Source organism: Bradyrhizobium sp. S3.12.5 (genome assembly GCF_040548225.1).
GTDB lineage: Bacteria > Pseudomonadota > Alphaproteobacteria > Rhizobiales > Xanthobacteraceae > Bradyrhizobium > Bradyrhizobium cytisi.
The window spans coordinates 61,845-81,328 of the sequence record NZ_JBEPRF010000030.1; the positions used below are offsets into that span (position 1 = coordinate 61,845).

The 19,484-nt window shown below is 64.7% G+C and carries 19 protein-coding genes and 2 pseudogenes; 9 read left to right on the forward strand and 12 right to left on the reverse strand.

Translation table 11 applies throughout. The features are described 5' to 3' along the window. Positions 1 to 100: 100 nt before the first annotated feature. Positions 101 to 1,723, forward strand: a complete 1,623-nt coding sequence (locus tag ABIC09_RS32880; RefSeq protein WP_354111858.1) for an ABC-F family ATP-binding cassette domain-containing protein — start codon at positions 101 to 103, stop codon at positions 1,721 to 1,723. Here the strand turns inward: ABIC09_RS32880 and ABIC09_RS32885 are convergent. Next, entirely contained in the window at positions 1,720 to 2,703 is a 984-nt protein-coding gene (locus ABIC09_RS32885; RefSeq protein ID WP_354111859.1) for a glycerophosphodiester phosphodiesterase family protein, read from the reverse strand. The two genes, ABIC09_RS32880 and ABIC09_RS32885, sit on opposite strands and share 4 nt — an antisense overlap. 145 nt (positions 2,704 to 2,848) lie before the next feature. Between ABIC09_RS32885 and ABIC09_RS32890 the strand changes: the two genes are divergently transcribed. Continuing rightward, entirely contained in the window at positions 2,849 to 3,724 is an 876-nt protein-coding gene (locus ABIC09_RS32890) for an MBL fold metallo-hydrolase (protein WP_354111860.1), read from the forward strand. 10 nt (positions 3,725 to 3,734) lie between these two features. On the opposite strand, the gene ABIC09_RS32895 is transcribed toward ABIC09_RS32890, so the two are convergent. The 3 genes from ABIC09_RS32895 to ABIC09_RS32905 all read right to left on the reverse strand — a co-directional run bounded on the left by ABIC09_RS32895 (position 3,735) and on the right by ABIC09_RS32905 (position 6,401). Beyond that, complete coding sequence (locus ABIC09_RS32895; RefSeq protein WP_283812749.1) at positions 3,735 to 4,880, reverse strand: type II asparaginase; 1,146 nt, start codon at positions 4,878 to 4,880, stop codon at positions 3,735 to 3,737. A gap of 195 nt (positions 4,881 to 5,075) precedes the next feature. Continuing rightward, positions 5,076 to 5,324: a hypothetical protein gene (locus ABIC09_RS32900; RefSeq protein ID WP_148753029.1), complete on the reverse strand. Its 249-nt coding sequence runs from the start codon at positions 5,322 to 5,324 to the stop codon at positions 5,076 to 5,078. A 114-nt stretch (positions 5,325 to 5,438) separates the two neighbouring features. Continuing rightward, on the reverse strand, positions 5,439 to 6,401 hold the full coding sequence (locus ABIC09_RS32905) for an alpha/beta hydrolase (protein ID WP_354111861.1): 963 nt from the start codon (positions 6,399 to 6,401) through the stop codon (positions 5,439 to 5,441). A 97-nt stretch (positions 6,402 to 6,498) separates the two neighbouring features. Between ABIC09_RS32905 and ABIC09_RS32910 the strand changes: the two genes are divergently transcribed. Beyond that, entirely contained in the window at positions 6,499 to 6,663 is a 165-nt protein-coding gene (locus ABIC09_RS32910) for a nitroreductase family protein (protein WP_246230024.1), read from the forward strand. 133 nt (positions 6,664 to 6,796) lie between these two features. Beyond that, positions 6,797 to 7,000, forward strand: a complete 204-nt coding sequence (locus ABIC09_RS32915) for a hypothetical protein (protein ID WP_354082653.1) — start codon at positions 6,797 to 6,799, stop codon at positions 6,998 to 7,000. Between the two features lie 44 nt (positions 7,001 to 7,044). Here the strand turns inward: ABIC09_RS32915 and ABIC09_RS32920 are convergent. From ABIC09_RS32920 to ABIC09_RS32930, 3 genes and pseudogenes are all read right to left on the reverse strand, one after another. Next, positions 7,045 to 7,227: pseudogene (locus tag ABIC09_RS32920) on the reverse strand (hypothetical protein); the annotation flags it as partial. A 73-nt stretch (positions 7,228 to 7,300) separates the two neighbouring features. Then, positions 7,301 to 7,618, reverse strand: a complete 318-nt coding sequence (locus tag ABIC09_RS32925; protein WP_354111862.1) for a PilZ domain-containing protein — start codon at positions 7,616 to 7,618, stop codon at positions 7,301 to 7,303. Beyond that, entirely contained in the window at positions 7,615 to 8,718 is a 1,104-nt protein-coding gene (locus ABIC09_RS32930; RefSeq protein ID WP_354082654.1) for a DUF2336 domain-containing protein, read from the reverse strand. The genes ABIC09_RS32925 and ABIC09_RS32930 overlap by 4 nt, the downstream gene beginning before the upstream one ends. A 300-nt stretch (positions 8,719 to 9,018) precedes the next feature. Here ABIC09_RS32930 and ABIC09_RS32935 point away from each other — a divergent pair, with 300 nt between their 5' ends. Then, positions 9,019 to 9,966 carry an AraC family transcriptional regulator gene (locus ABIC09_RS32935; protein WP_148753034.1) on the forward strand — a complete coding sequence of 316 codons (948 nt, stop codon included), beginning with the start codon at positions 9,019 to 9,021 and terminating at the stop codon, positions 9,964 to 9,966. Positions 9,967 to 10,017: 51 nt separating this feature from the next. Continuing rightward, on the forward strand, positions 10,018 to 10,608 hold the full coding sequence (locus tag ABIC09_RS32940; RefSeq protein ID WP_148753035.1) for an NADPH-dependent FMN reductase: 591 nt from the start codon (positions 10,018 to 10,020) through the stop codon (positions 10,606 to 10,608). Between the two features lie 11 nt (positions 10,609 to 10,619). Here ABIC09_RS32940 and ABIC09_RS32945 read toward each other — a convergent pair whose 3' ends face one another. Further along, on the reverse strand, positions 10,620 to 12,701 hold the full coding sequence (locus tag ABIC09_RS32945) for a methyl-accepting chemotaxis protein (RefSeq protein WP_354111879.1): 2,082 nt from the start codon (positions 12,699 to 12,701) through the stop codon (positions 10,620 to 10,622). Between the two features lie 123 nt (positions 12,702 to 12,824). Then, positions 12,825 to 12,917, reverse strand: a pseudogene (locus tag ABIC09_RS32950) (DUF1810 domain-containing protein); the annotation flags it as partial. Between the two features lie 201 nt (positions 12,918 to 13,118). On the opposite strand from ABIC09_RS32950, the gene ABIC09_RS32955 reads away from it, so the two are divergent. Together ABIC09_RS32955 and ABIC09_RS32960 are read left to right on the forward strand one after the other, a co-directional pair. Beyond that, positions 13,119 to 14,048, forward strand: coding sequence for a DUF2778 domain-containing protein (locus ABIC09_RS32955; protein ID WP_502917723.1), 930 nt, complete (start codon positions 13,119 to 13,121; stop codon positions 14,046 to 14,048). A gap of 64 nt (positions 14,049 to 14,112) precedes the next feature. Then, positions 14,113 to 14,370 carry a hypothetical protein gene (locus tag ABIC09_RS32960; RefSeq protein WP_148753038.1) on the forward strand — a complete coding sequence of 86 codons (258 nt, stop codon included), beginning with the start codon at positions 14,113 to 14,115 and terminating at the stop codon, positions 14,368 to 14,370. A gap of 225 nt (positions 14,371 to 14,595) precedes the next feature. Here ABIC09_RS32960 and ABIC09_RS32965 read toward each other — a convergent pair whose 3' ends face one another. After that, positions 14,596 to 16,452: a tannase/feruloyl esterase family alpha/beta hydrolase gene (locus ABIC09_RS32965; RefSeq protein WP_354111864.1), complete on the reverse strand. Its 1,857-nt coding sequence runs from the start codon at positions 16,450 to 16,452 to the stop codon at positions 14,596 to 14,598. 528 nt (positions 16,453 to 16,980) lie between these two features. Here ABIC09_RS32965 and ABIC09_RS32970 point away from each other — a divergent pair. After that, a complete protein-coding gene (locus ABIC09_RS32970; RefSeq protein ID WP_354033413.1) occupies positions 16,981 to 17,472 on the forward strand; it encodes a MarR family winged helix-turn-helix transcriptional regulator in 492 nt (163 codons plus the stop codon). 184 nt (positions 17,473 to 17,656) lie between these two features. Here the strand turns inward: ABIC09_RS32970 and ABIC09_RS32975 are convergent, their stop codons facing one another. Beyond that, positions 17,657 to 18,439 (reverse strand): ABC transporter ATP-binding protein, encoded by a 783-nt coding sequence (locus ABIC09_RS32975; RefSeq protein WP_354111865.1) that lies wholly within the window; start codon positions 18,437 to 18,439, stop codon positions 17,657 to 17,659. Beyond that, a complete protein-coding gene (locus ABIC09_RS32980; protein WP_354111866.1) occupies positions 18,427 to 19,482 on the reverse strand; it encodes a dihydrodipicolinate synthase family protein in 1,056 nt (351 codons plus the stop codon). The genes ABIC09_RS32975 and ABIC09_RS32980 overlap by 13 nt, the downstream gene beginning before the upstream one ends. Positions 19,483 to 19,484: the final 2 nt, after the last annotated feature.

Consider the following 19,484-nt stretch of genomic DNA (forward strand, 5'->3'; position numbering starts at 1 on the left):
ATTTGTCAGGAAAGGACAAAACCCGTACCCCGCCGGGCTTCCTTTGGCCGCCCTCATGGCCTATTACGCCGCAACGCAACAATTCCCCCAAAAAGACCTCATGATCCGCCTCGACAACGTCAGCAAGCAAGCCGGCCACCAGATCCTGTTCATCGAAGCCTCCGCCGCCCTCAACAAGGGCGAGAAGATCGGCCTCGTCGGCCCGAACGGCGCCGGCAAGACGACCCTGTTCCGGATGATCGCCGGCGAGGAGCTGCCCGACGAAGGGCAGGTCTCGACCGATCGCGGCATCACCATCGGCTATTTCAACCAGGACGTCGGCGAGATGTCTGGCCGGAGCGCCGTGGCCGAGGTGATGAATGGCGCGGGTCCCGTCAGCGAGGTCGCGGCCGAGTTGCGCCAGCTCGAGGCCGACATGGCCGACCCCGACAAGGCCGACCAGATGGACGAGATCATCGCGCGCTATGGCGAGGTGCAGCACGCGTTCGAGGAGCTCGACGGCTACGCGCTGGATGGTCGTGCGCGCGAGGCGCTGTCCGGCCTCGGCTTCAGCCAGGAGATGATGGACGGCGATGTCGGCAAGCTCTCCGGCGGCTGGAAGATGCGCGTGGCGCTGGCCCGCATTCTGCTGATGCGTCCCGACGTCATGCTGCTCGACGAGCCGAGCAACCATCTCGATCTCGAAAGCCTGATCTGGCTGGAAAAGTTCTTGCACGATTACGAAGGCACGCTGTTGATGACCTCGCATGACCGCGAGTTCATCAACCGCGTGATCTCGAAAGTGGTCGAGATCGATTCCGGCTCGCTGACGACCTACACCGGCAATTACGAGTTCTACGAGCTGCAGCGTGCGCTGAACGAGAAGCAGCAGCAGGCGCAGTTCGAGCGCCAGCAGGCCATGCTCGCCAAGGAGATCAAGTTCATCGAGCGCTTCAAGGCGCGCGCCTCGCATGCCGCCCAGGTGCAGAGCCGGGTCAAGAAGCTCGACAAGATCGAGCGGGTCGAGCCGCCGCGCCGCCGCCAGACGGTGGCCTTCGACTTCCTGCCGGCGCCGCGCTCGGGCGAGGACGTCGTCGCCTTGAAGAAGGTGTTCAAGGGCTATGGAGCCAAGCGGATCTATGACGGGCTGGATTTCATGATCCGCCGCAGGGAGCGCTGGTGCGTCATGGGCGTCAACGGCGCCGGCAAGTCGACGCTGCTCAAGCTCGTCGCCGGCGCGAGCGAGCCGGACGAGGGCACGGTCGCCTTGGGCGGCAGCGTCAAGATGGGCTATTTCGCCCAGCACGCGATGGATCTGCTCGACGGCGAGCGCACCGTATTCCAGTCGCTGGAAGACCAGTTTCCGACCGCGGGGCAGGGCTCCTTGCGCGCGCTCGCCGGCTGCTTCGGTTTCTCCGGCGACGACGTCGAGAAGCGCTGCCGCGTGCTCTCAGGCGGCGAGAAGGCGCGGCTCGTGATGGCGAAGATGCTGTTCGATCCGCCGAACTTTCTGGTGCTGGACGAGCCGACCAACCATCTCGACCTCGCCACCAAGGAGATGCTGATCACGGCGCTGTCGGATTTCGAAGGCACCATGCTGTTCGTCTCGCATGATCGGCATTTTCTCAGCGTCCTGTCGAACCGCGTGCTGGAGCTGACGCCGGACGGCATCCACCAGTTCGGCGGCGGCTACACGGAGTATGTCGCGCGCACCGGCCAGGAAGCGCCGGGGTTGCGGAGCTAATCTTTGCTTTTGCTCGAGATCGTGGCGATTGCTTCGATCTCGTTGGTCCAGATGCCGCCGGAATAGCCTCGCGGGAGCCGGGCGAAGAATTCCGGCGTATCGATGCCGGTTGAGAACTCTCCGCCGCTGTAGGGGCCGAGCACGAAGACCGCGCTGTCGGCGCCGTTCATGCGATTGAGGAAGCGATCGGGCCAGCCCCAAAGCCAGGGTGCAACGTTGATCGGGACCAGCACCATCGCGTTTCGGCAGGCGGCTGGGACCAGGCCGGTCCAGCCATAGCCGATATAGCGGATCAGGCAGCTTCGGATGGCCGCGCGTGAAATCGTGCGGACTTCCGGGGTGAGGCGGCGGATCACCTCGATCGGCTCATCGCCGCCGTAGACCATGATCGTCCGGCGGCGATCGGCCGTGAGCGCGTTCAACATGGCAGCGAGTTTCTCGCCTTCGCCAGCGTCCCGGCTCTTTACATTGATGAGGAGTTTCTTGTCGGGAAACGCAGTGAACACCTCCGACAGTGTCGGCATCATCCCGATGCCCTTGCCGCGAAACGGAAAGGTCTTGCCGCCGTCGGCGGTGTAGCCATAGCCGATATCGAGCATCTTCAGCTTCGCCATGCTCTGCTCGCGCGTGACGCCCTGGCCGTCGGTGCGGCAGTCGAGCGTCCAGTCATGGAATACGGCGAACTCGCCGTCGGTGGTCGGGTGCACGTCGAGCTCGACCACATCGGCGCCGGCCTCAAAGCTCGCGCGCATCGAGCGCAGGGTGTTCTCCAGATAGTCGTGCGACGGCGGCAACATCCGCGCGGCAGTGCAGGTGTCGTTCTTCAGATCGCGCTCATCGAAGCGCTGCGCCATGCCGCGATGGGCCAGCAGCACCGGCTTGCCGTCGCGATGCGGCGCCAGCAGATTCGTGTTGTTGATGTAAATGCCCGCAGCAACGACAAGCATAGCTGTCGTCGCGAATCTCAGTTTCCTGCCCACCGATTCCTTCCCATTTCACGGACACCCTTGTCGGAGTTTTGGGTCGATTTGCGGCAATCGCCACGCATGGGAGGTGGACGCGCTTCACGGCTTGAACCGTCCAATGCTGCCCGTTACGCTTCCCTGAAAAAAGGAGCTAACGGCCATGAAACAACTCCGGATCGGCGACATCACCATCGATGCGGTGATCGAGCGGGAGGGGCCCTGGCGACGGCCACAGGACTTTTTCCCGGCTTACGACGAGGGCGTGTTTGCCCGCCACCTGCCGACCATGGAGCCGGAGGTGTTCGATGCCGCGCGCGGCATGATAGTCATCACCTACCAGACCTTCGTGGTGCGCACGCCGCGCTACACCATCCTGGTCGATACCTGCACCGGCGAGGACAAGGGGCATCCGCCGCCGTTCGACTTTCCCGGCAAGGAGCGCTGGCGGAACGAGCTGTTCGCACTCGGCATCGGCTTCGAGCAGATCGACTACGTCTTCTGCACGCATCTGCACATCGACCATACCGGCTGGAACACGACGTTGCGCGACGGCCGCTGGGTGCCGACGTTTCCGAACGCGAAATACGTCTTCCACAAGGGCGAGTACGCGGCCTGGGAAGCCGAGAACGCCAAAGGCAACAATCCGCCCGGCACGGTCTTTCGTGACAATTGCCTGCCGATCGTCGAGGCGGGGCAGGCGCTGCTTGTCGACGACGACTATGCGCTGGACGATACCGTGACGCTGACGCCGACGCCGGGGCATTCGCCCTGCCATTGCTGCGTGAACATTTTCTCCGGGGGACAACGCGCGGTGGTCACCGGCGACCTCATGCATCACCAGATCCAGTGCCGCGAGCCGGACTGGTCGGCGAAGCCGGATTGGGATGCAAAGCAGTCGGCGGTGTCGCGGCGGAAGTTCTTCGCTTCCGTCGCAGACACCGACACGCTGATCCTGCCGATCCATTTTCCGGCGCCGACCGTCGGCCTGATCAAGCCGCTCGGCGCCGCCTTTGATTACCGCTTCAGGCGCGAATAGAGCGGATGCTCTAATAGGTGTAGAACATCCGCTGGATTTCCTTGCTGTCGGTCGTCTTGGTCAGCGCCAGCATCAGCAGAATTCGCGCCTTCTGCGGATTGAGCGTATCCGAGACGATGAAGTCGTGTTCGTCGTCCTTGGCTTCGCCATTGCGCGCGACGATGCCGTTGCCGACACGGCTGCTGCGAACGATCGCGACGCCCTTCTTGTGGGCCTCGTCGAGAGCCGGCTCGACCGCGGGCCGGGCCAAGCTGCCGTCACCCGTGCCGGCATGCACGATCCCCTTGGCGCCGGCGGCGACAAAAGCGTCGATCGCGACCCGGTTCATGTTGGCGTAGCCGTAGACGATATCGACCTGCGGCAGCGTATCGAGGTTGGAGACGTCAAACTCGGAATCCGCCGTGTGCCGGCGGGTCGATTGGCGATAGAAATACGGCTTGTTGCCCTGCATGTAGCCGAGAAAGCCGAGCTCAGGTGTGCGGAAGGTGTCTGCCGTCGAGGTGTTGTTCTTGGTGACGTCGCGAGCCGCGTTGATCTGATCGTTGAGAGAGACGAGCACGCCCTTGCCGACCGCCTCCTCACTGCCTGCGAGGATCACCGCATTGAACAGGTTGATCGGCCCGTCCGCGCTGATCGCTGTCGACGGCCGCATCGCGCCCACGACGACGACAGGCTTTTTGCTCTTGACGGTCAGGTTCAGGAAATAGCTGGTTTCCTCGATCGTATCGGTGCCGTGCGTGATCACGATCCCGTCGACGTCGTCCTGCGCGAGGAGCGTGTTGACGCGCTTGGCGAGCTTGAGCCAGTAGTCATTGTTCATGTTCTCGCTGGCGATCTGGAAGACCTGCTCGCCCTTGACGTTGGCCACCGTCTTCAGCTCGGGGACGGCGTTCAGGAGGGTCTCGATGCCCACCGTGGCTGCGGTGTAACCGACCACGGTGGTGCTGCTCGCTCCGGAGCCGGCGATGGTGCCGCCGGTTGCCAGAACCATGACGTTAGGCAGACCGACGCCCCTCGCGTTCGCGACGTCAAAACTGATGAGCAGCGCGAACAGCAAGCTCAATGTTGCCAATATCCGATGACGCACTCGAAGTTGCCACATCTTGACGTCCTTTTGCTGGAAAGCCTTCTCGACGCGCCCCAATTCGCTCAGCATTGCATGATCCGTCAGCCGACGGCTTCTGTCTAGGGTTGTGACGTCATCGGATGATATGGCTTGGGCGCTCGGCGCGCGCAAGAACGTGGATGGCCGGGACATCTAGCGCGAAGACGCGCTTCGCGCTTCTGCCCGGCCATGACGGAGTTCGGTCGCTGATTGCTCGCTAAAGAAGCAACGAATTCGCAGCGCGCCTTACGCGCCCATCTCGCACTTCTTCATGAAGCTGTTCTTGGCGGCACCGGCGAGCGGCTTGCCGTCGGAGCCGACCGCCTTGGGCGCGCAGGCGTCTTCCTTGCACTTCTTCATGAACGAGGTCTTAGCCGCACCGGCGAGCGCCTTGCCGTCCTTGCCGACCGCCTTGCTCTCGCAGGTGTCGTCTGCAAGCGCCGAGCCTGCTGCAAAGGTGGCAACGATCGCAGCCAGGAAAATTCGCTTCATCATGGGTGTCTCCCTAAACCAAAAGATGGCGCGCGAATTGGAGCCCGAAATCGTGGCGCAATCAAGCAGGATCGCGCGCCGGGAGGTCGATCGCAGCTTCTTCCATTCATCCGTGGTTCAGACAGCCCGCTCCAGCAACGCCTTGAAGTCGGCGCGTGCACGCTGCGCTTCGGCGCGGGCGACCTCGGAGGCGTCGCCGAGGCCGAAATAGCCATGGATCAGGCCGGCGCCCTCGTGATGCTTCACCTTCACGCCGGCGGTCTCCAGCGCCCGCGCATAGGCGGCACCCTCGTCGCGCAGCGGATCGAACCAGGCGGTGGTCACGATCGCGGGCGCGAGGCCTGCGAGCGAGGCGGCACGCAGCGGCGAGACCCGCCAGTCGGTGGCGTGACTGGCATCAGCGAGATAATGGCCGGCGAACCATTCCATGACGGCTCGCGAGAGGAAGTAGCCTTCGGCATTCTCGGCGCGCGACGGAAAGCGCGCGTTCTCGCGCGCGTCGGCATAGCCGCCCACGACGTCGGTGACGGGATAGACCAGCAGCTGTGCGGCGAGCTTGATGCCGACATCGCGGCAGGCGATAGCTGTGGCGGCCGCGAGATTGCCGCCGGCGCTGTCACCGGCAACGCCAAGACGCTTTGCGTCGTCGCCAAATTCCGCGACGCGGTTGAACACGTCGCTGGTCGCGGTGAAGGCATCCTCGAAGGCGCCGGGAAAGCGCGTTTCCGGCGGGCGGCGATAGTCGACGGAGACCACGACCGCGCCGGTCTCGATCGCGAGATTGCGCGCCTGCCGGTCGTGGGTCTCGAGGTCGCCCGCGACCCAGCCGCCGCCGTGGAAGAACACCACGGTCGGCGCGGGCACGCTGCCGACGCGATAAACGCGTGCATTCAGGGGGCCGGCGCCGCCCTTCAACTTGATATCCTGCACGGTATCGACGGGCGGCGGCGGTACGGCGGCGCGCGAGGCAGCCAGTGCGCGCAAGGAATCGCGGGCGCTCTGTGGCGTCATCGTCGCGGGATCGCGCAGCGGCAGCAGCGGAATGATCTGGGCGATGACGGGATCGAGCGGTGCGGCCATGATCGGGTCCTTACGGGGGTTCTTGGTCTTGCTTGCGGGTTAGCATAGATTTCGCGCGCCGCATCGGCAACCGGCCAGGTGTTGCAGATGTGGCATCATGCGCTCCGACATCATGCGCGAGGTCGCAAAGAATCCCGAGGACGAGGTCATCATGACTTGCGTTGCGATGGGCTATCCCGACGACAACTTTGCCGCGAATGCCGTTCGTTCCGATCGCGAGGGCAACACAGAGTTCGTACGCTACGTCGGCTTCGCCGACTGACGCGGAAAGGCCGGAGGAGATTATTCCCTCACGAAATTTTTCGTGCGGACTCGTTACGTCCCCTTGCAATCTCTACCGTGCAGGAGGAACAATACGCAGACTCAAGGTTTGTTGCTGGCGCGAGGGAATTGACATGCGGCGGCTGGCTAGCCTGGTTCGATGGTTCTTCGGTCCGCGGATGCGGCGTCCGATCGATGATGATCCCAGCCTTCCTTTTACGCCTGAAGAGTTCAGCAGGCTGGTCCGCAGCGGCCGGCACGAGGACATGAAGCTGCTCGCCGAAGGACTGGCTTGTCGCTCGATGCCGCGCCGCATCAAATACCGGGCGACGCACTAGGCGCACCCGTGACGCCGTTGCCCGCCCGCTGGTTTGGCGCGCGCTCAGCGTGAGAGTGCGACCTCCTTGAAGGATCTGACCAGCGCCTTCTCCAGCCTTCCGGTTATCTCGCAGAGAATATGATTGGCCTCCGTGCGCGGCATCGTCGGCTTGTAGGGCCGGTGCTCGATCAACGCGTCGAAGATGTCCGAGATCGTGAGAATGCGCACGATGTCGTTGATGCTCTCGCAAGGGGCTGGCCAAGTGTGACGGCCGTGAACATCGATGCGATCGCGGTAATCGGTTGATGGAGTTTCGAGCCTACTTGCTCCGGGCGGTATTCTGAGCCGCCGCCGGTCTCTTCTTGCCGTCCGCGTTAATGAAATGAACACCGGCCATGGTGCCGTCGATCCAGACCAGCTCGCAGCGCCGGTACGCGAGCCCGGTCGAGGACAGCAGCATGAAGAACTCCTTGGCTTGCAGCACGTCGAGGGTACCTTCGACCTCGATCTTGGCGCCAGTCTGGGACACGTCGAGCAGCACGCAGCTGCGCCGCCAGGTGCCGTCCGAGCCCATCAGGTTGACGGACTGCTTGTGGTCCATCCGTACGCGAAGCGCCTTGCGACCGTCGAACTTCATCGGCTAACCCCCATTTTCGCGCCGCGATTTCCCGGATCGCCTGTGCTGGCGCTGGCTGCAATTTCCCCCCAGCGCACTGTCCATTGGCTGGTCGACAAAAGAAGCGTTTCGAAAATCAGTTGCGCGCGTTCGCGCTGGGCGAAGGAGAGGCGCGTACCACCTCGATTGCTGAGGATCGCGAGCGTGGTCGTCCAGTTCAGGCGCGAAGCCCGGCAGGCCATCACCAGGCCCTCGCAATCGTCATCGCTCATGACATGCTCGACGATCTCGATCGGAGCCCCCGACAGCACCGACAGGGCGGTGAACAGATTGGCGGTCTCGCCGCGGATGGCGAAGCGGTTCACGGTGGAATCGTTGAGCTTGCCGACGCGGCTGAGCGCAACGATCTCCGGTCTGGCGCTCGCATAGTCGGCGAGGGTGGGCGGCTTTGGCGGAATCGGCGCGGCTGCTTGCGCGGGCGGAGCGGCGGAGGGGTTGGGCTTGGCGGGTGCTGACTTGGCAGGGCGGGCGGAGAGCAGCTTCCGCACGATCAAGTCTGGGGTGCCAGGCCGCAGCACGAGCGCCTTCGCAATCTCGCCGTCCTGGTCGGCCCCACCAAGAGTGGCGTAAGCTGCCTCGGAGAATTTTGTTCCCGGGTTATTTATCAGCACAAGGCAGATCTGCTCGCCTCGCTTGATGAGCGCCTCGGTCACCGCAGGCTCGATGCAGTCGCGCGCCGCGATCGCGCGTTGGTGCCGCTCGCCGCACGAGGCCGCGACTGCCGCAAGATCGGCCGTGGAGAGTGCCTGCGATCTGAGCAGCACAGGACACGCCACGTCGGCGTTGTCATGGGAGGCAAGGCGCCGCAATGTTTCCGGCGGAGCCACCTTCAGGTCGGCAAGCGTCGTGCTGAGCTGAATTAGCGCACTGGCCTCAACCCGTTCCGTTAGTCGCAGCAGAACGCCATCGACCACACCGGACAGCAGTTCCTGAGAGCGGTCGCGGCTGCCGGTGAGCAACTGCACAATGCCGGAGAGAATGCGAGCGCAGCGGTCCAGCGGGCAGCTTGCGACCGCCTCTTCCAATTCGACCAAAATATCAGCAGGCAAATTTGCCATCATGGCAGGGGCCTGTACTCAAATAAAATTCGACTAAGCAATGCCCTTCATTCCGCACCACAGGCGTTAATTTGAAATTTAGACCCCGCCCCTCCGGGTATCAGCGCACCGCCTGCTTGACTGGAAACGCTATCGAAATTTGGCAGGAGGCGAACACCCTTCTTGTCCTTTGCATTGGACGCTCGCCAACTGATCGAGGGAGGCTCGCATGAGTCTCTCGGTCTCAGGGGAAACCGAAAGGGGGAATTCAGACCGGCGTAGTGCCGGACACGCGTCGTTTCCTGGCGCGGTTTTTCATTTGTCATGAACAACAGTGATGCTGCGCCAGCGCTGGCGCCCAAGATATTTCGTTTTGCAGACGTCGACGAGTTTCGCAACGCGATCCGCGGCCTGAATTTCGAGTTCACGCCGCTTGTGCGACGGATTGCGGCCGAGCAGACCATTCTGCAATTGCCCGGCTGCGACGTGAATATGACGCGGGCATTTCCGCGCGTCGTGGACGCGCAGCTCGTTGCCGATTGCACGGCGGTGGGCTTCGCGATGGACGACCTCGAAATCCCGATCCGCTTCAATGGCGCGCAGCGCGACCGCGCCGTCATCGTCATCGGCAGCAGCGGCGCGGCCTACAACACGATCGAGGAGGTGCAGCGGCAAATCGCCTCGGTCGTGTTCCACCCCGAGGTGAGGGATCGCGGCTGGCCCGAGACGAACTCCAGCTTCAAGATATTCGAGACCAGTCCATTGGCGCTGCATAGGTTGCGGAAGCTGGTCAGGGAAGTGCTGGCGGCTGCGCCCGAGCCGATCGATGCAGCCGAGGTGCCGCTGAAGGCGGCAGCGATGAAGGAGTCCCTGCTCGGTGCGGTCGATGCCGTATTCGCCGATGTCGTGCCCGCGCGCTGGACCCGGCGTCCGAACGACGAGCGGCAGTTCAAGCTGTTCCAGGACATCCGCGCACTGTTGTCCGACGACCTCTCGCAGCCGATCTACAGCGAGGAGATTGCGCGCAAGCTCGGCCTGTCCGTCCGCACCTTGCACGATGTCGTGCGCCGCTATCGCGGCATGAGCCTGCACCGCTATTTGCGCCTACGCCGCCTGTGGCTGGTGCGGCAGCGGCTGCTTGCCGGCGCCGACAGCGTCAAGGCCGTCGCGCTCGCGTTCGGCTTCTGGCATCTCAGCGATTTCTCGCGCAGCTATCGCGATCAGTTCGGCGAGACGCCGTCGCAGACGCTGGAATTCGGGCGAAAACGATAGTGCGGCAAATCGGTTGGGGCCGTCCCGCCGTTTCGTGCTAGCCTGCCGGCCATGAGCAATCGCATCCTCGTCCTCTACGGTTCCTACCGGTCCGACCGCATGGGCATCCGCCTTGCGAATTTCGTCATCGATCGCCTGCGCAGTCGCGGCGAGGAGGTCGAGTTCATCGACGCCAAGGCGATCGGCCTGCCGATGCTCGACCGCATGTACAAGGAGCACCCTGCGGGCACCGCGCCCGAGGCGCTGGAGAAGCTGGCCGGACAGATCCGCGGCGCCGACGGCTTCGTCTTCGTCACCGGCGAATATAATTGGGGCATTCAGCCCGGCCTGAAGAACCTCACCGACCACTTCCTGGAAGAGTGGTTCTGGCGGCCGGCTGCGATCGTGAGCTATTCCGCCGGCCGCCTGTCCGGCGCGCGCGCCTCGACCGCGTGGCACGGCACGCTGTCGGAGATGGGCATGGTGGTGATCTCGAGCACCATCGGCGTCGGGCCGATCGCGCAGACGCTGTCAGCCGAGAGCGAGCCGATCGGCGAGGGCGGCAAGGCGCTGGAACGCTCGTTCCCGCGCTTCGCCGATGACCTCAATTGGTGGATCGAGGCGGCCAAGGCGCAGCGCGCGCGCAAGGCGCCGCCGTATTAGGCGCGAGCGCCTTACGCCGCCCTGACTTCGCCGAGGAAGCGGTCGAACTGGCCGGCGAGATCGCGGGACTGCGTCGAGAGCTGCTCGGCCGCGCCGAGAACTTCCCTCGCGGCCGCACCGGTGTCGTCGGCGGCGCGCTGCACGCCTGATATGTTGGTGTTGACCTCCTGGGTGCCGCGGGCGGCTTCCTGGACGCTGCGGGATATCTCCCGGGTGGCCGAACCCTGTTGCTCGATCGCGGCTGCAATCGCGGTGCCGATCTGGTCGATCTCGGCGATGACGTCGGCGACGTTGCGGATCGCAGTGACGGTCTCGTCGCTGGCGGACTGGATCGCCGTGATCTGCTCGGAGATCTCGGTGGTCGCCTTGGCGGTCTGGCCGGCCAGCGACTTCACTTCGGACGCGACGACGGCAAAGCCGCGGCCGGCGTCGCCGGCGCGGGCGGCCTCGATGGTGGCGTTGAGCGCCAGCAGGTTGGTCTGTTCGGCGATGCTCTGGATCAGCGTGACGACGTCGCCGATCTTCTGCGCGCCCTCGGCGAGCGCACGGGCAGTGTCGCCGGTGCGGCGGGCGTTGTCGACGGCGCGGGCCGCGATCTCGGTCGATTGGGCGACCTGACGGCCGATCTCCGCGATCGACGAGGTCAGCTCTTCGGTCGCGCTTGCGACCGTCTGCACGTTGGTCGAGGTCTGCTCGGAGGCGGCGGCCACCACCGCGGCCTGGCTGTTGGTCTGGGCGGCCGTCGAGGTCATCGACTGCGCCGTCGTCTCCATGGTGGAGGAGGCCTGCGACAGGCCGCCGACGAGCTCGGTGACCTTGGCCTCGAAGGCGCGGGTCAGCTCGTCGAGCGCCTGGGCGCGGCGCATCTTGCCGTCGTTCTCGGCTTGCTTCTCGGCCGCGAGCCGGTCGGCCCGGATCATGTTGTCCTTGAACACTTGTACCGCCGCGGCCATCGCTCCGATCTCGTCGGAGCGCTCCGCGCCGGGGATGGCTTCAGCAACCTCGCCGTCGGCGAGCCGCGACATCCGGGTCGTCAGGCTGACGATCGGAGCGCAGACGCGGCGGCGGACCATCGCGATGAGGCCGGCGCTGGCGATCAGCACGGCGAGGAGCCCTGTGAGCGCGATCGCGAAGCTCGTGCGCGCGGCAGCGGACGCGCCGGAAAGGATCTGCTCGGCATTGTCGTAGAACGCATCGCGGACCTCGATGATGGTGCCGAGGCCGCGCTGCGTGGCGGCGTAATAGGTATCCATGTCGTGTTCGTACTTGCCGCTGATCGCACCGTCCCTCACCAGCTTGAGCTCGCGGCCGAACTCCTCGATATAGACCGAGTTGAACTTCTCCAGCGCAGCGGCGACGTTCGCCGGAGTTGCCGGATTGCCGCGCAACTCCTGCAGCGCCATCACGATCTGGTCGTTGCGGCCCTGTGAGCGGCTGATCTCGGCCTTCTCGGCGTCCGTCGCCGGTTTCTTGCCTCCGACGAGATTCTTGTGCAGGCTGGAATTGAAGCCGCCCACGTCTCGCAGCGTCATCGCGATGTTGGCGTAGCTGGCCTGCCGATAGGCGTCACCGTTGAGAATCGCCATGCGGCGGACCTGCTCGTTGAGCAGCGCGGTGACGCCGGCGTTGAGCACGGCATTGTCGGCGACGATCTTCTTGGCGGCGTCCTTGCGCGCCTCCGCCGGTCCCGCCAACGCCTTGTCGATGGCGTCGCGCAAGCCGGTGAATTTCGAATTGATGCCGTCGATGCTGCCGCCGATGGCGTTGCCGTCGTCGAACGGGCCAGGCAGCTCCTTGCGCAGCGCATTCATCCTGTCACGGGCGCCGTCGGTCTGCTTGCGCAGCCTGTCCTGCTCGGCGAGCAGCGCCGGGTCGACAGTGGCTGGACCATAGAGAATGTTGGTGGAAAAGCCGCGCTCGGGGTTGAGATAGCGCGGGATGTCGCTGACGGCGCGGACGATCGCGAGCCGCCCTTGCGCTTCGGTGATCCGCTCCATCGTCTGGTACTTCGTCACGGCGACGTAGACGGCGAGGCCGCCGCCGACGGTCGAGAGCGAGACGATGGCGGTGGTCAGCAGCGTACCGATTTTCATGATCTGTCCGGCAATTGGCGCGGGGAGAGAAAGAAATTCTCCGAAAAATAGGGGGCGCGTGTTAATCGCAGGTTTACGCTGCTCGCTGCGGTTGTCGCGGTCAGTTGGCCCCATCCAGTGAGATTGCTTCCGGCCGCGGGCCAGCTCCGCCAGAACGCCGCGAAAAACCGGGTCCTGAGCCCTGAGGAAGCGATCTAGATCGAAAGGATCGGTCATTGGATACCCTCAGGAGGGCTTGCCGGCCGCGATTATGCCTAACTTTTGGCTCCCAATGTGGTAGCTGGTAGAGAGTCTCCGGGTGGGGGTTGGGTCCCCCGGAGGTGTCGACTTGGGGATCTGATGGTTTCCGACCGCGCAAGCGCCGAGGGGCTTTTGCCGCGCCGCCGAATTGGGCGAGCCGAGACAATATTGCTGTCTATGGCTGCCATCGCGCTGGCGCTGGGCGCCGCCGCTTGGGTCGCGGATATCGGCGATTCCACCCCGCTGGTCACCGCCGCGCTGCCGCCGGCCAATACAACTTCATTCAACGACCGCTACACCTCGCTGTCGGGCAATCAGTCCGGCCTGCGGACGCTGGAGCGCTCGGCGCTGAATGCGGTGGAGCTCAAGCTGCGCGATGCCAAGGCGATGCTCGCACAAAAGCTCCAGGGCGATGACTGGCGCTCGACCTTGACCGATGACGACCGGACCGCGGTTGACGAGAGGCGGCCCGCGCAACGTGCCGACGCCGTGCCGGTGCCGCGCTCGCGGCCGGTTCAGGCGGACTTCAGCGCCCAGATCGCGTCCAGTCAGGCTTATGCCGACACCACGCCCAGGGCCGACAACCGCAATTTCTTCGAAAAGTTCACCGACAAGATCAAGCTGGCCTCGCTGACGCCCGACAGCGGCCTGTTCGGCAAGGCGCCGGATCTGGCCGCGCTCGGCTACGATTCGCGGACGGCGGTCTATGACATCAAAGCCAAGGCGCTGTATCTGCCGAACGGCGCCACGATCGAGGCCCATTCGGGCATGGGCGCGCTGATGGACGACCCCGATCATGTCGACCAGCGCATGGTCGGTGCCACCCCGCCTGCGACCTACGACCTCAAGCCGCGCGAAAAGCTGTTCCACGGCGTTCGCGCGCTGCGCATGACGCCGGCGGATGGCACCAGCGCACTCGGCCGTGTCGGCCTGCTCACCCACACCTACATGCTCGGGCCGCGCGGCGATTCCAACGGTTGCGTCTCGATCAAGGACTATGATCGCTTCCTCAAGGCCTACGACAATGGCGAGTTCAACCGCCTAGTCGTGGTGCCGAGCCTGAGCAGCCCGGCAACTGTCGCGCAACGCGCCAGCACCGATTCCTGATATTCGTCGGACGGCGGGGCTGCCGTTTTCCCTTCATTAAGCCGTTGTCGTCCAGAACCAGCCGATGAGTGATCCAGCAAGCTCCGAGACCCCGCTGCGCACGACGTTCAAGATCAAGCTGAACGGTGACACGCTGGCGATTGCGACGGTCGGCCAGGCCTATCAATTCCTCACCAACTTCAAATCGGTCGAGTGGATGGAATTCCGCTCGCTGCATGAGGATGCCGTCCACGCGCTGGAGGGTGCCGCCGACAATGCCATGCTCGTGGTGCAGGCGACGAACGCGATACGCGCGTTGTTCGTGAGCGCGAAGCTGCTCTGAAGCAAACGTTGTTCTCTTCGAGCTCGCTTAATCTCCTCTCGTGCCCCGGACGCAGCGCAGCGTCTCTTCGACAGTGCGCTGCCGAGCCGGGGCCCATGCTGCATAGGAATTCGTCGCCCCCGGGTCCCGGCTCTGCGCCGCAACGCTATAAGCGCGTTTACGCGCATCTTCGACGCGCTATGGGGCGTTGCAGCGCGTCCGGGACACGAGACTGAGCCGCTACGCTCAGTGCCTGTCGTTGCCGTGGCCGTCGTCATCGTCGTGGAAGTCGTGGTCGCCGCCTCGGCTGAAGCCGGGGTCGACGCACGCAAAGCTCGCGGCATCGCTGGTCAGGCCGCTGCCCTTGTACGCGGGAATGCTGGGATAGACGCAGAGCGGCCGCGTGCCTCCGGTCGGGAAGTTCTGGGCAATGCGCGGATCGAACACGCCGCCGGCCGGGTAGGGCGAGGTGGTGTTGGTATTGGCCGCGACGATGCGTTCCGGCGCGACGCCGTGTTCGACCCAGTCCGTGATCGCCTTGAGCTCGTTGGTGGCGAAGCTCGTGGTCGCTGCGCCGCCGCCGCAATGGGCCATGTTGGGCACCATGAACAGCCGCGCGAAATCGGTGGCGTGATTGTCCATGCGCTGGTTCATCTTGCGGTACCAGCGGGCGATTGCGGCGCCCGAGAAGATGCCGTCATTGACCGAGGACGAGATGATCAGCTTGCCGCCGCGCGCCCTGAACGGACGCAAATCGGTTGCAACCGCCGCCATGAAATCCATCGCGCTTTCCGGATAGGCCGCGGTCTTCGTGAAGATCTTCGGCGCGTCGGTGTCGAAGTTGAATTTGAACACGAAGGCTTCCTGTCCGTTCGGTCCGTTGACGGGCGTGACCACGGGCGGCGTCTGGAAGATCATCGGGATCGCGCCGGCGCCGAGCGTCAGGTTGATCGCGGTGTTGACACCGGGCACCGGCGCGGTGACGACGTTCCAGAATTGCCAGCCTGCGCCCGGCGCTGTCGGCGGCGTCCAGATGCCGGCATCCCAGAACCAGTTCGAATAGAGTCGCTCGCCCTTCGAATTGACCGGTCCGGCGTAGATCTTCTTGAGCGCATCGACCTGGGCGCTGGTGAGGCAGGTGCCGCCATGCGGCGTGCTGCCGTGCGAGCCGGTGCCGCAAGTGTAGCTCGCGAGTGCCGGATACACCTTCCTGGCCGTGCAGGCGTGGTAATTGTCGACGATGCCGTCGACGAGGCCATCGAGCGCGTCGCAGGCGCTCAGGATCGCAGCCGAGGCCACCTGAAGGTCCTGCTGTGGGAACGTGTCGGGAATATACGGTTGGCCGTTGATGTCCTTGCTGGTCGAAAGCGTGCCGAGCACCTGCTCGTTCCAGGCCTCCGCGAGGCCCGCCTGCGGCAGGTTGAAGCCGGGGTTTTGCGAGATCACGCCGTCGAACAGCCAGGGCGATCGTTGCGAGGCGACCATCGCGTCGCGGCCGCCGTTCGAGCAGCCCATGATGTAGGAATAGACGGTGTCGAGGCCGTAGAAGTAGGAGATGATCTGCTTGGCCGTCGTCGCGGTCTTCTCGATGCCGTTATAGCCGTAGTCGCGGCGTGCCTGCGCATCGATCGCGAAATGCGCGGAGCCGCCGGCATTGGCGTCGTCGTCCTGATAGCCGCCGAGGACATTGGTCGCGCTGTCCTCGTGGCCGCCGTCATCGGCCGCCACCGCCCAGCCCTGGCCGAGCTCGACGCCGGCAGCACCTTGCGGATCGCTTTGCAGGCTGCCGTCGGTGCCGCCGCCGCCCATCATCTCGAAGCGGCCATGCCAGGTGTTGGGCAGGTTGAGCGCAAAGCCGATGCCGTAGGTGAAGTGATCGGGATCCTGCGTGGAAACGCGCTTGTTGATGAGGCCGACCACGTTGCAATAGCCCGACTTCTGCGTCGCGCTCAGGATCTGCGTGTTCGGCAGAGTGAGCCCGGTGAGGGCGGTGCAGGACGAGCGCGGGGCCACGCCGCCCGGCGGCAGCCCGTGTGCGGCCGCTTGCGGCCCGAGAGAGGCCCATGTGGCGACGATCGTCGAGGCGAGGAAAAATCGTTTCATGTCATGCCCTCCCAGTTTCAACGTTGATGATTGAACGAAAGCACCCGACGCGCCGCGAGCTGACGAGGCGTCGCGTGGTCAGAGATGTTTTCTGAATTGCTGTCGGGAGACATGCGCATGCGCCGGCAATGAGCCATGACGCAGTTGCGGTTGCGCGCAAAACCATTCTTCCGCGATGCGCTGTGGCACGCGGATCGTCGCCCACCCCTGATGACGGCACGGACGTTCGCTCCCCTTGAACCTGCTCGCGAAACGGCAGGCTTTCACGATCCTTAGGCGAGCCATGTTGCCGTGTCAACATGACGCATTGCGCGATATTGCCGTGCAACCTGTCATAGAAGGTGTAGGGCGCGAGCGTGGGATCGCGTTCGGCTTCTCGATCCGGCTGCGTTGCGTTAGACTCGCTGTCCGAATCCCTGAGGATACCGCCGGATGCGCCTATGCCGGCTTTGCGAAAGATGCGCGGCGATGCAGCCAGGCAAGGCACGGGTCGGCAAACGGATGGCGCGACCGCGGCGGGCGGCACGCGTGACAAAACCATCGCGACCGGCACCGCGCGTGGTACCCGGCACCAAGACGGCTAAGGTGAAACCGCTTGCGCTCGGGGACCTTTCGCAGCTGCTGGGCTACAGCATTCGCCGGGCGCAGCTCTGGATCTTCAAGGAATTCAGCCGGCAGTTGGCGGCGTTCGAGATCAGTCCCGCCCAATTTTCCGTGCTCTGCGTGATCGACGCCAATCCCGGCGTCAACCAGCTCGCGGTCGCGCAGCTTCTGTCGATCGAGCGGGCCGGGCTCGGAAGGCTGGTGGATCATCTGGAGGCTCGTGGCCTGGTGCGGCGCACGGCGTCGGCGATCAACCGTCGCTATTACGTGCTCTATTTGACCGAGGCCGGAACGGCGCTGCTGGGCCGGCTGAGGCCGGCGGCCGCAGAAAGCGACAAGGCGCTCGCAGCCAAGATCGGACCGCGCGCCTACAAGGAATTGCAGCGGGCGCTATCGGTCTTTGTCGGCGATGCCTGAGCGATCCGCGGCGCCGACAACTATCTGCTCGGCAAGATGCGCAAGGGCTGAGGACGCCGTCATTCCGGGGCGCGCCTCTTGGCGCGAACCCGGAATCCATTTCACCGCGTGTCTTGCCGCCCGATGGATTCCGGGCTCGCGACTTCGTCGCGCCCCGGAATGACGGCGGAGGGGCTACCGAATATCACGCCGCGCCCAAGCCCAGCTTCGCATAGATCCGCCTCGCATACGCGCCGAACGCATCCGTGGTCTTGAGCGTCAGGTCGCGCGGGAAGGGCAGGTCGATCGGGAAGTAGTCGGCCATCTTCGCCGGGCCCGCGGTCAGCACGGCGCAGTGCGAGGACAGGAACACGGCTTCCTGGATCGAGTGGGTGACGAAGATGATGGTCTTGCCGCTCTCCCGCCAGATCCGTAGCATCTCCAGATTCATCTGCTCACGTGTCAGCGCATCCAGCGCGCCGAACGGCTCGTCCATCAGGATCAGCTTTGGATCGTGGATGAAGGCGCGCGCGATCGCGGTGCGCTGCTGCATGCCGCCGGAGAGCTCTCGCGGATATTTCTGCTCATAGCCGGCAAGCCCGACCAGCTTGAGCAGGTCGCGTGCCCGCTCGCGCGCAGCCTTCATCGGCAGGCCGACGATCTCGGCCGGCAGCAGAACGTTGTCCAGGATGGTGCGCCATTTCAGGAGCAACGCTTGCTGGAACACCATGCCGATGTCGCGGGTCGGGTCGAACGGACTTTTGGCGTTGCCGATTGTCACTGTGCCGCCGTCGGCGCCGTGCAGGCCCGCAAGAATCTTCATCACCGTGGTCTTGCCGCAGCCCGACGGGCCGACCAGCGACACCAGCTCACCTTCCTGCACGTCCATAGTGACGTCGGACACCGCGAGAAACTCCGTGCCGCCGCTGCGATAGACCTTTCGGACGCCTTGCAGGCTGATGAAGGGTTTTGAGCTCATGCCAGCCATTTATCCACATTGGCTGCGACGAAGGCATCGTCGCTGAGGTCGGCGTGCTCGCGCGTGACGCGGTCGATCTCGCCCGTCTGGCCCGGGCTCAGGCCCTCGTTCGGATCGAGGCACCACAGGCCCTGCATCAGGCCCTGGCGCCGCAGCACCTCGTGGCAGCCGGCGATGCAGCCGTGAAAATTGTTGGCGACGTCGAAGAAGGCGCTGTTGCAGTCGGTGACGCGGGCATCGAGCGCGAGCAGATCAGCCGGCACGCTGTCCTTGTGCCGCGCCGCCTTGCAGCGTTCGAACTGTTGGATGGCGCTCGCCGTCCACACCGACCAGTGGCCGAGCAGGCCGCCCCTAAAGTAAGTGCGCGTGGTGACGCCCCTGTCGCGCAAATCGAACGGCAGCATCAGGTCGAGCAGGATGTGATCGTCGTTGCCGGTGTAGAGCGCGACGCGGTCGAGCGCGCCGGCGGCTGCGACGCCGCGCAGCACGTCGAGCGTCCGGTAGCGGTTGAACGGCGCGATCTTGATCGCGATCACATTGTCGATCGAGGCAAAGCGCTGCCAGAACCGGCTCGACAGGATGACGCCGCCGACCGCCGGCTGAAGGTAGAACCCGACCAGTGGAATCTCGGCCGCGACGGCGGTGCAGTGCGCGATGATCTCGTCCTCGGAAGCGCTCTTCATCGCGGCGAGGCTGAGCAGGCCGGCGTGATAGCCGATGTCGCGCGCGGTGCGCGCCTCGGCAGTTGCCTGCTTCGTCGGACCTGCGAGCCCCGCGACCATCGCCAGCGGACGCTTGGTCCAGCTCGCTGCGGTCTCGGCTGCGAGCTCCAGCACCGGCCGATACAGGCCGACATCACGGATCGCGAACTGCGTCGTGTGCACGCCGACCGCAAGGCCGCCGGAGCCGGCGTCGATGTAGTAGCGCGTCAGCGCGCGCTGATGCTGTTTGTCGAGCTGGCGCTCGGCGGTGAGCGCGAGCGGATGCGCCGGCAGCACGGTGCCCTCGGCAATCAGCTTGCGGATGTCGCTGTTGATCTGGCTGTGGTGCATGG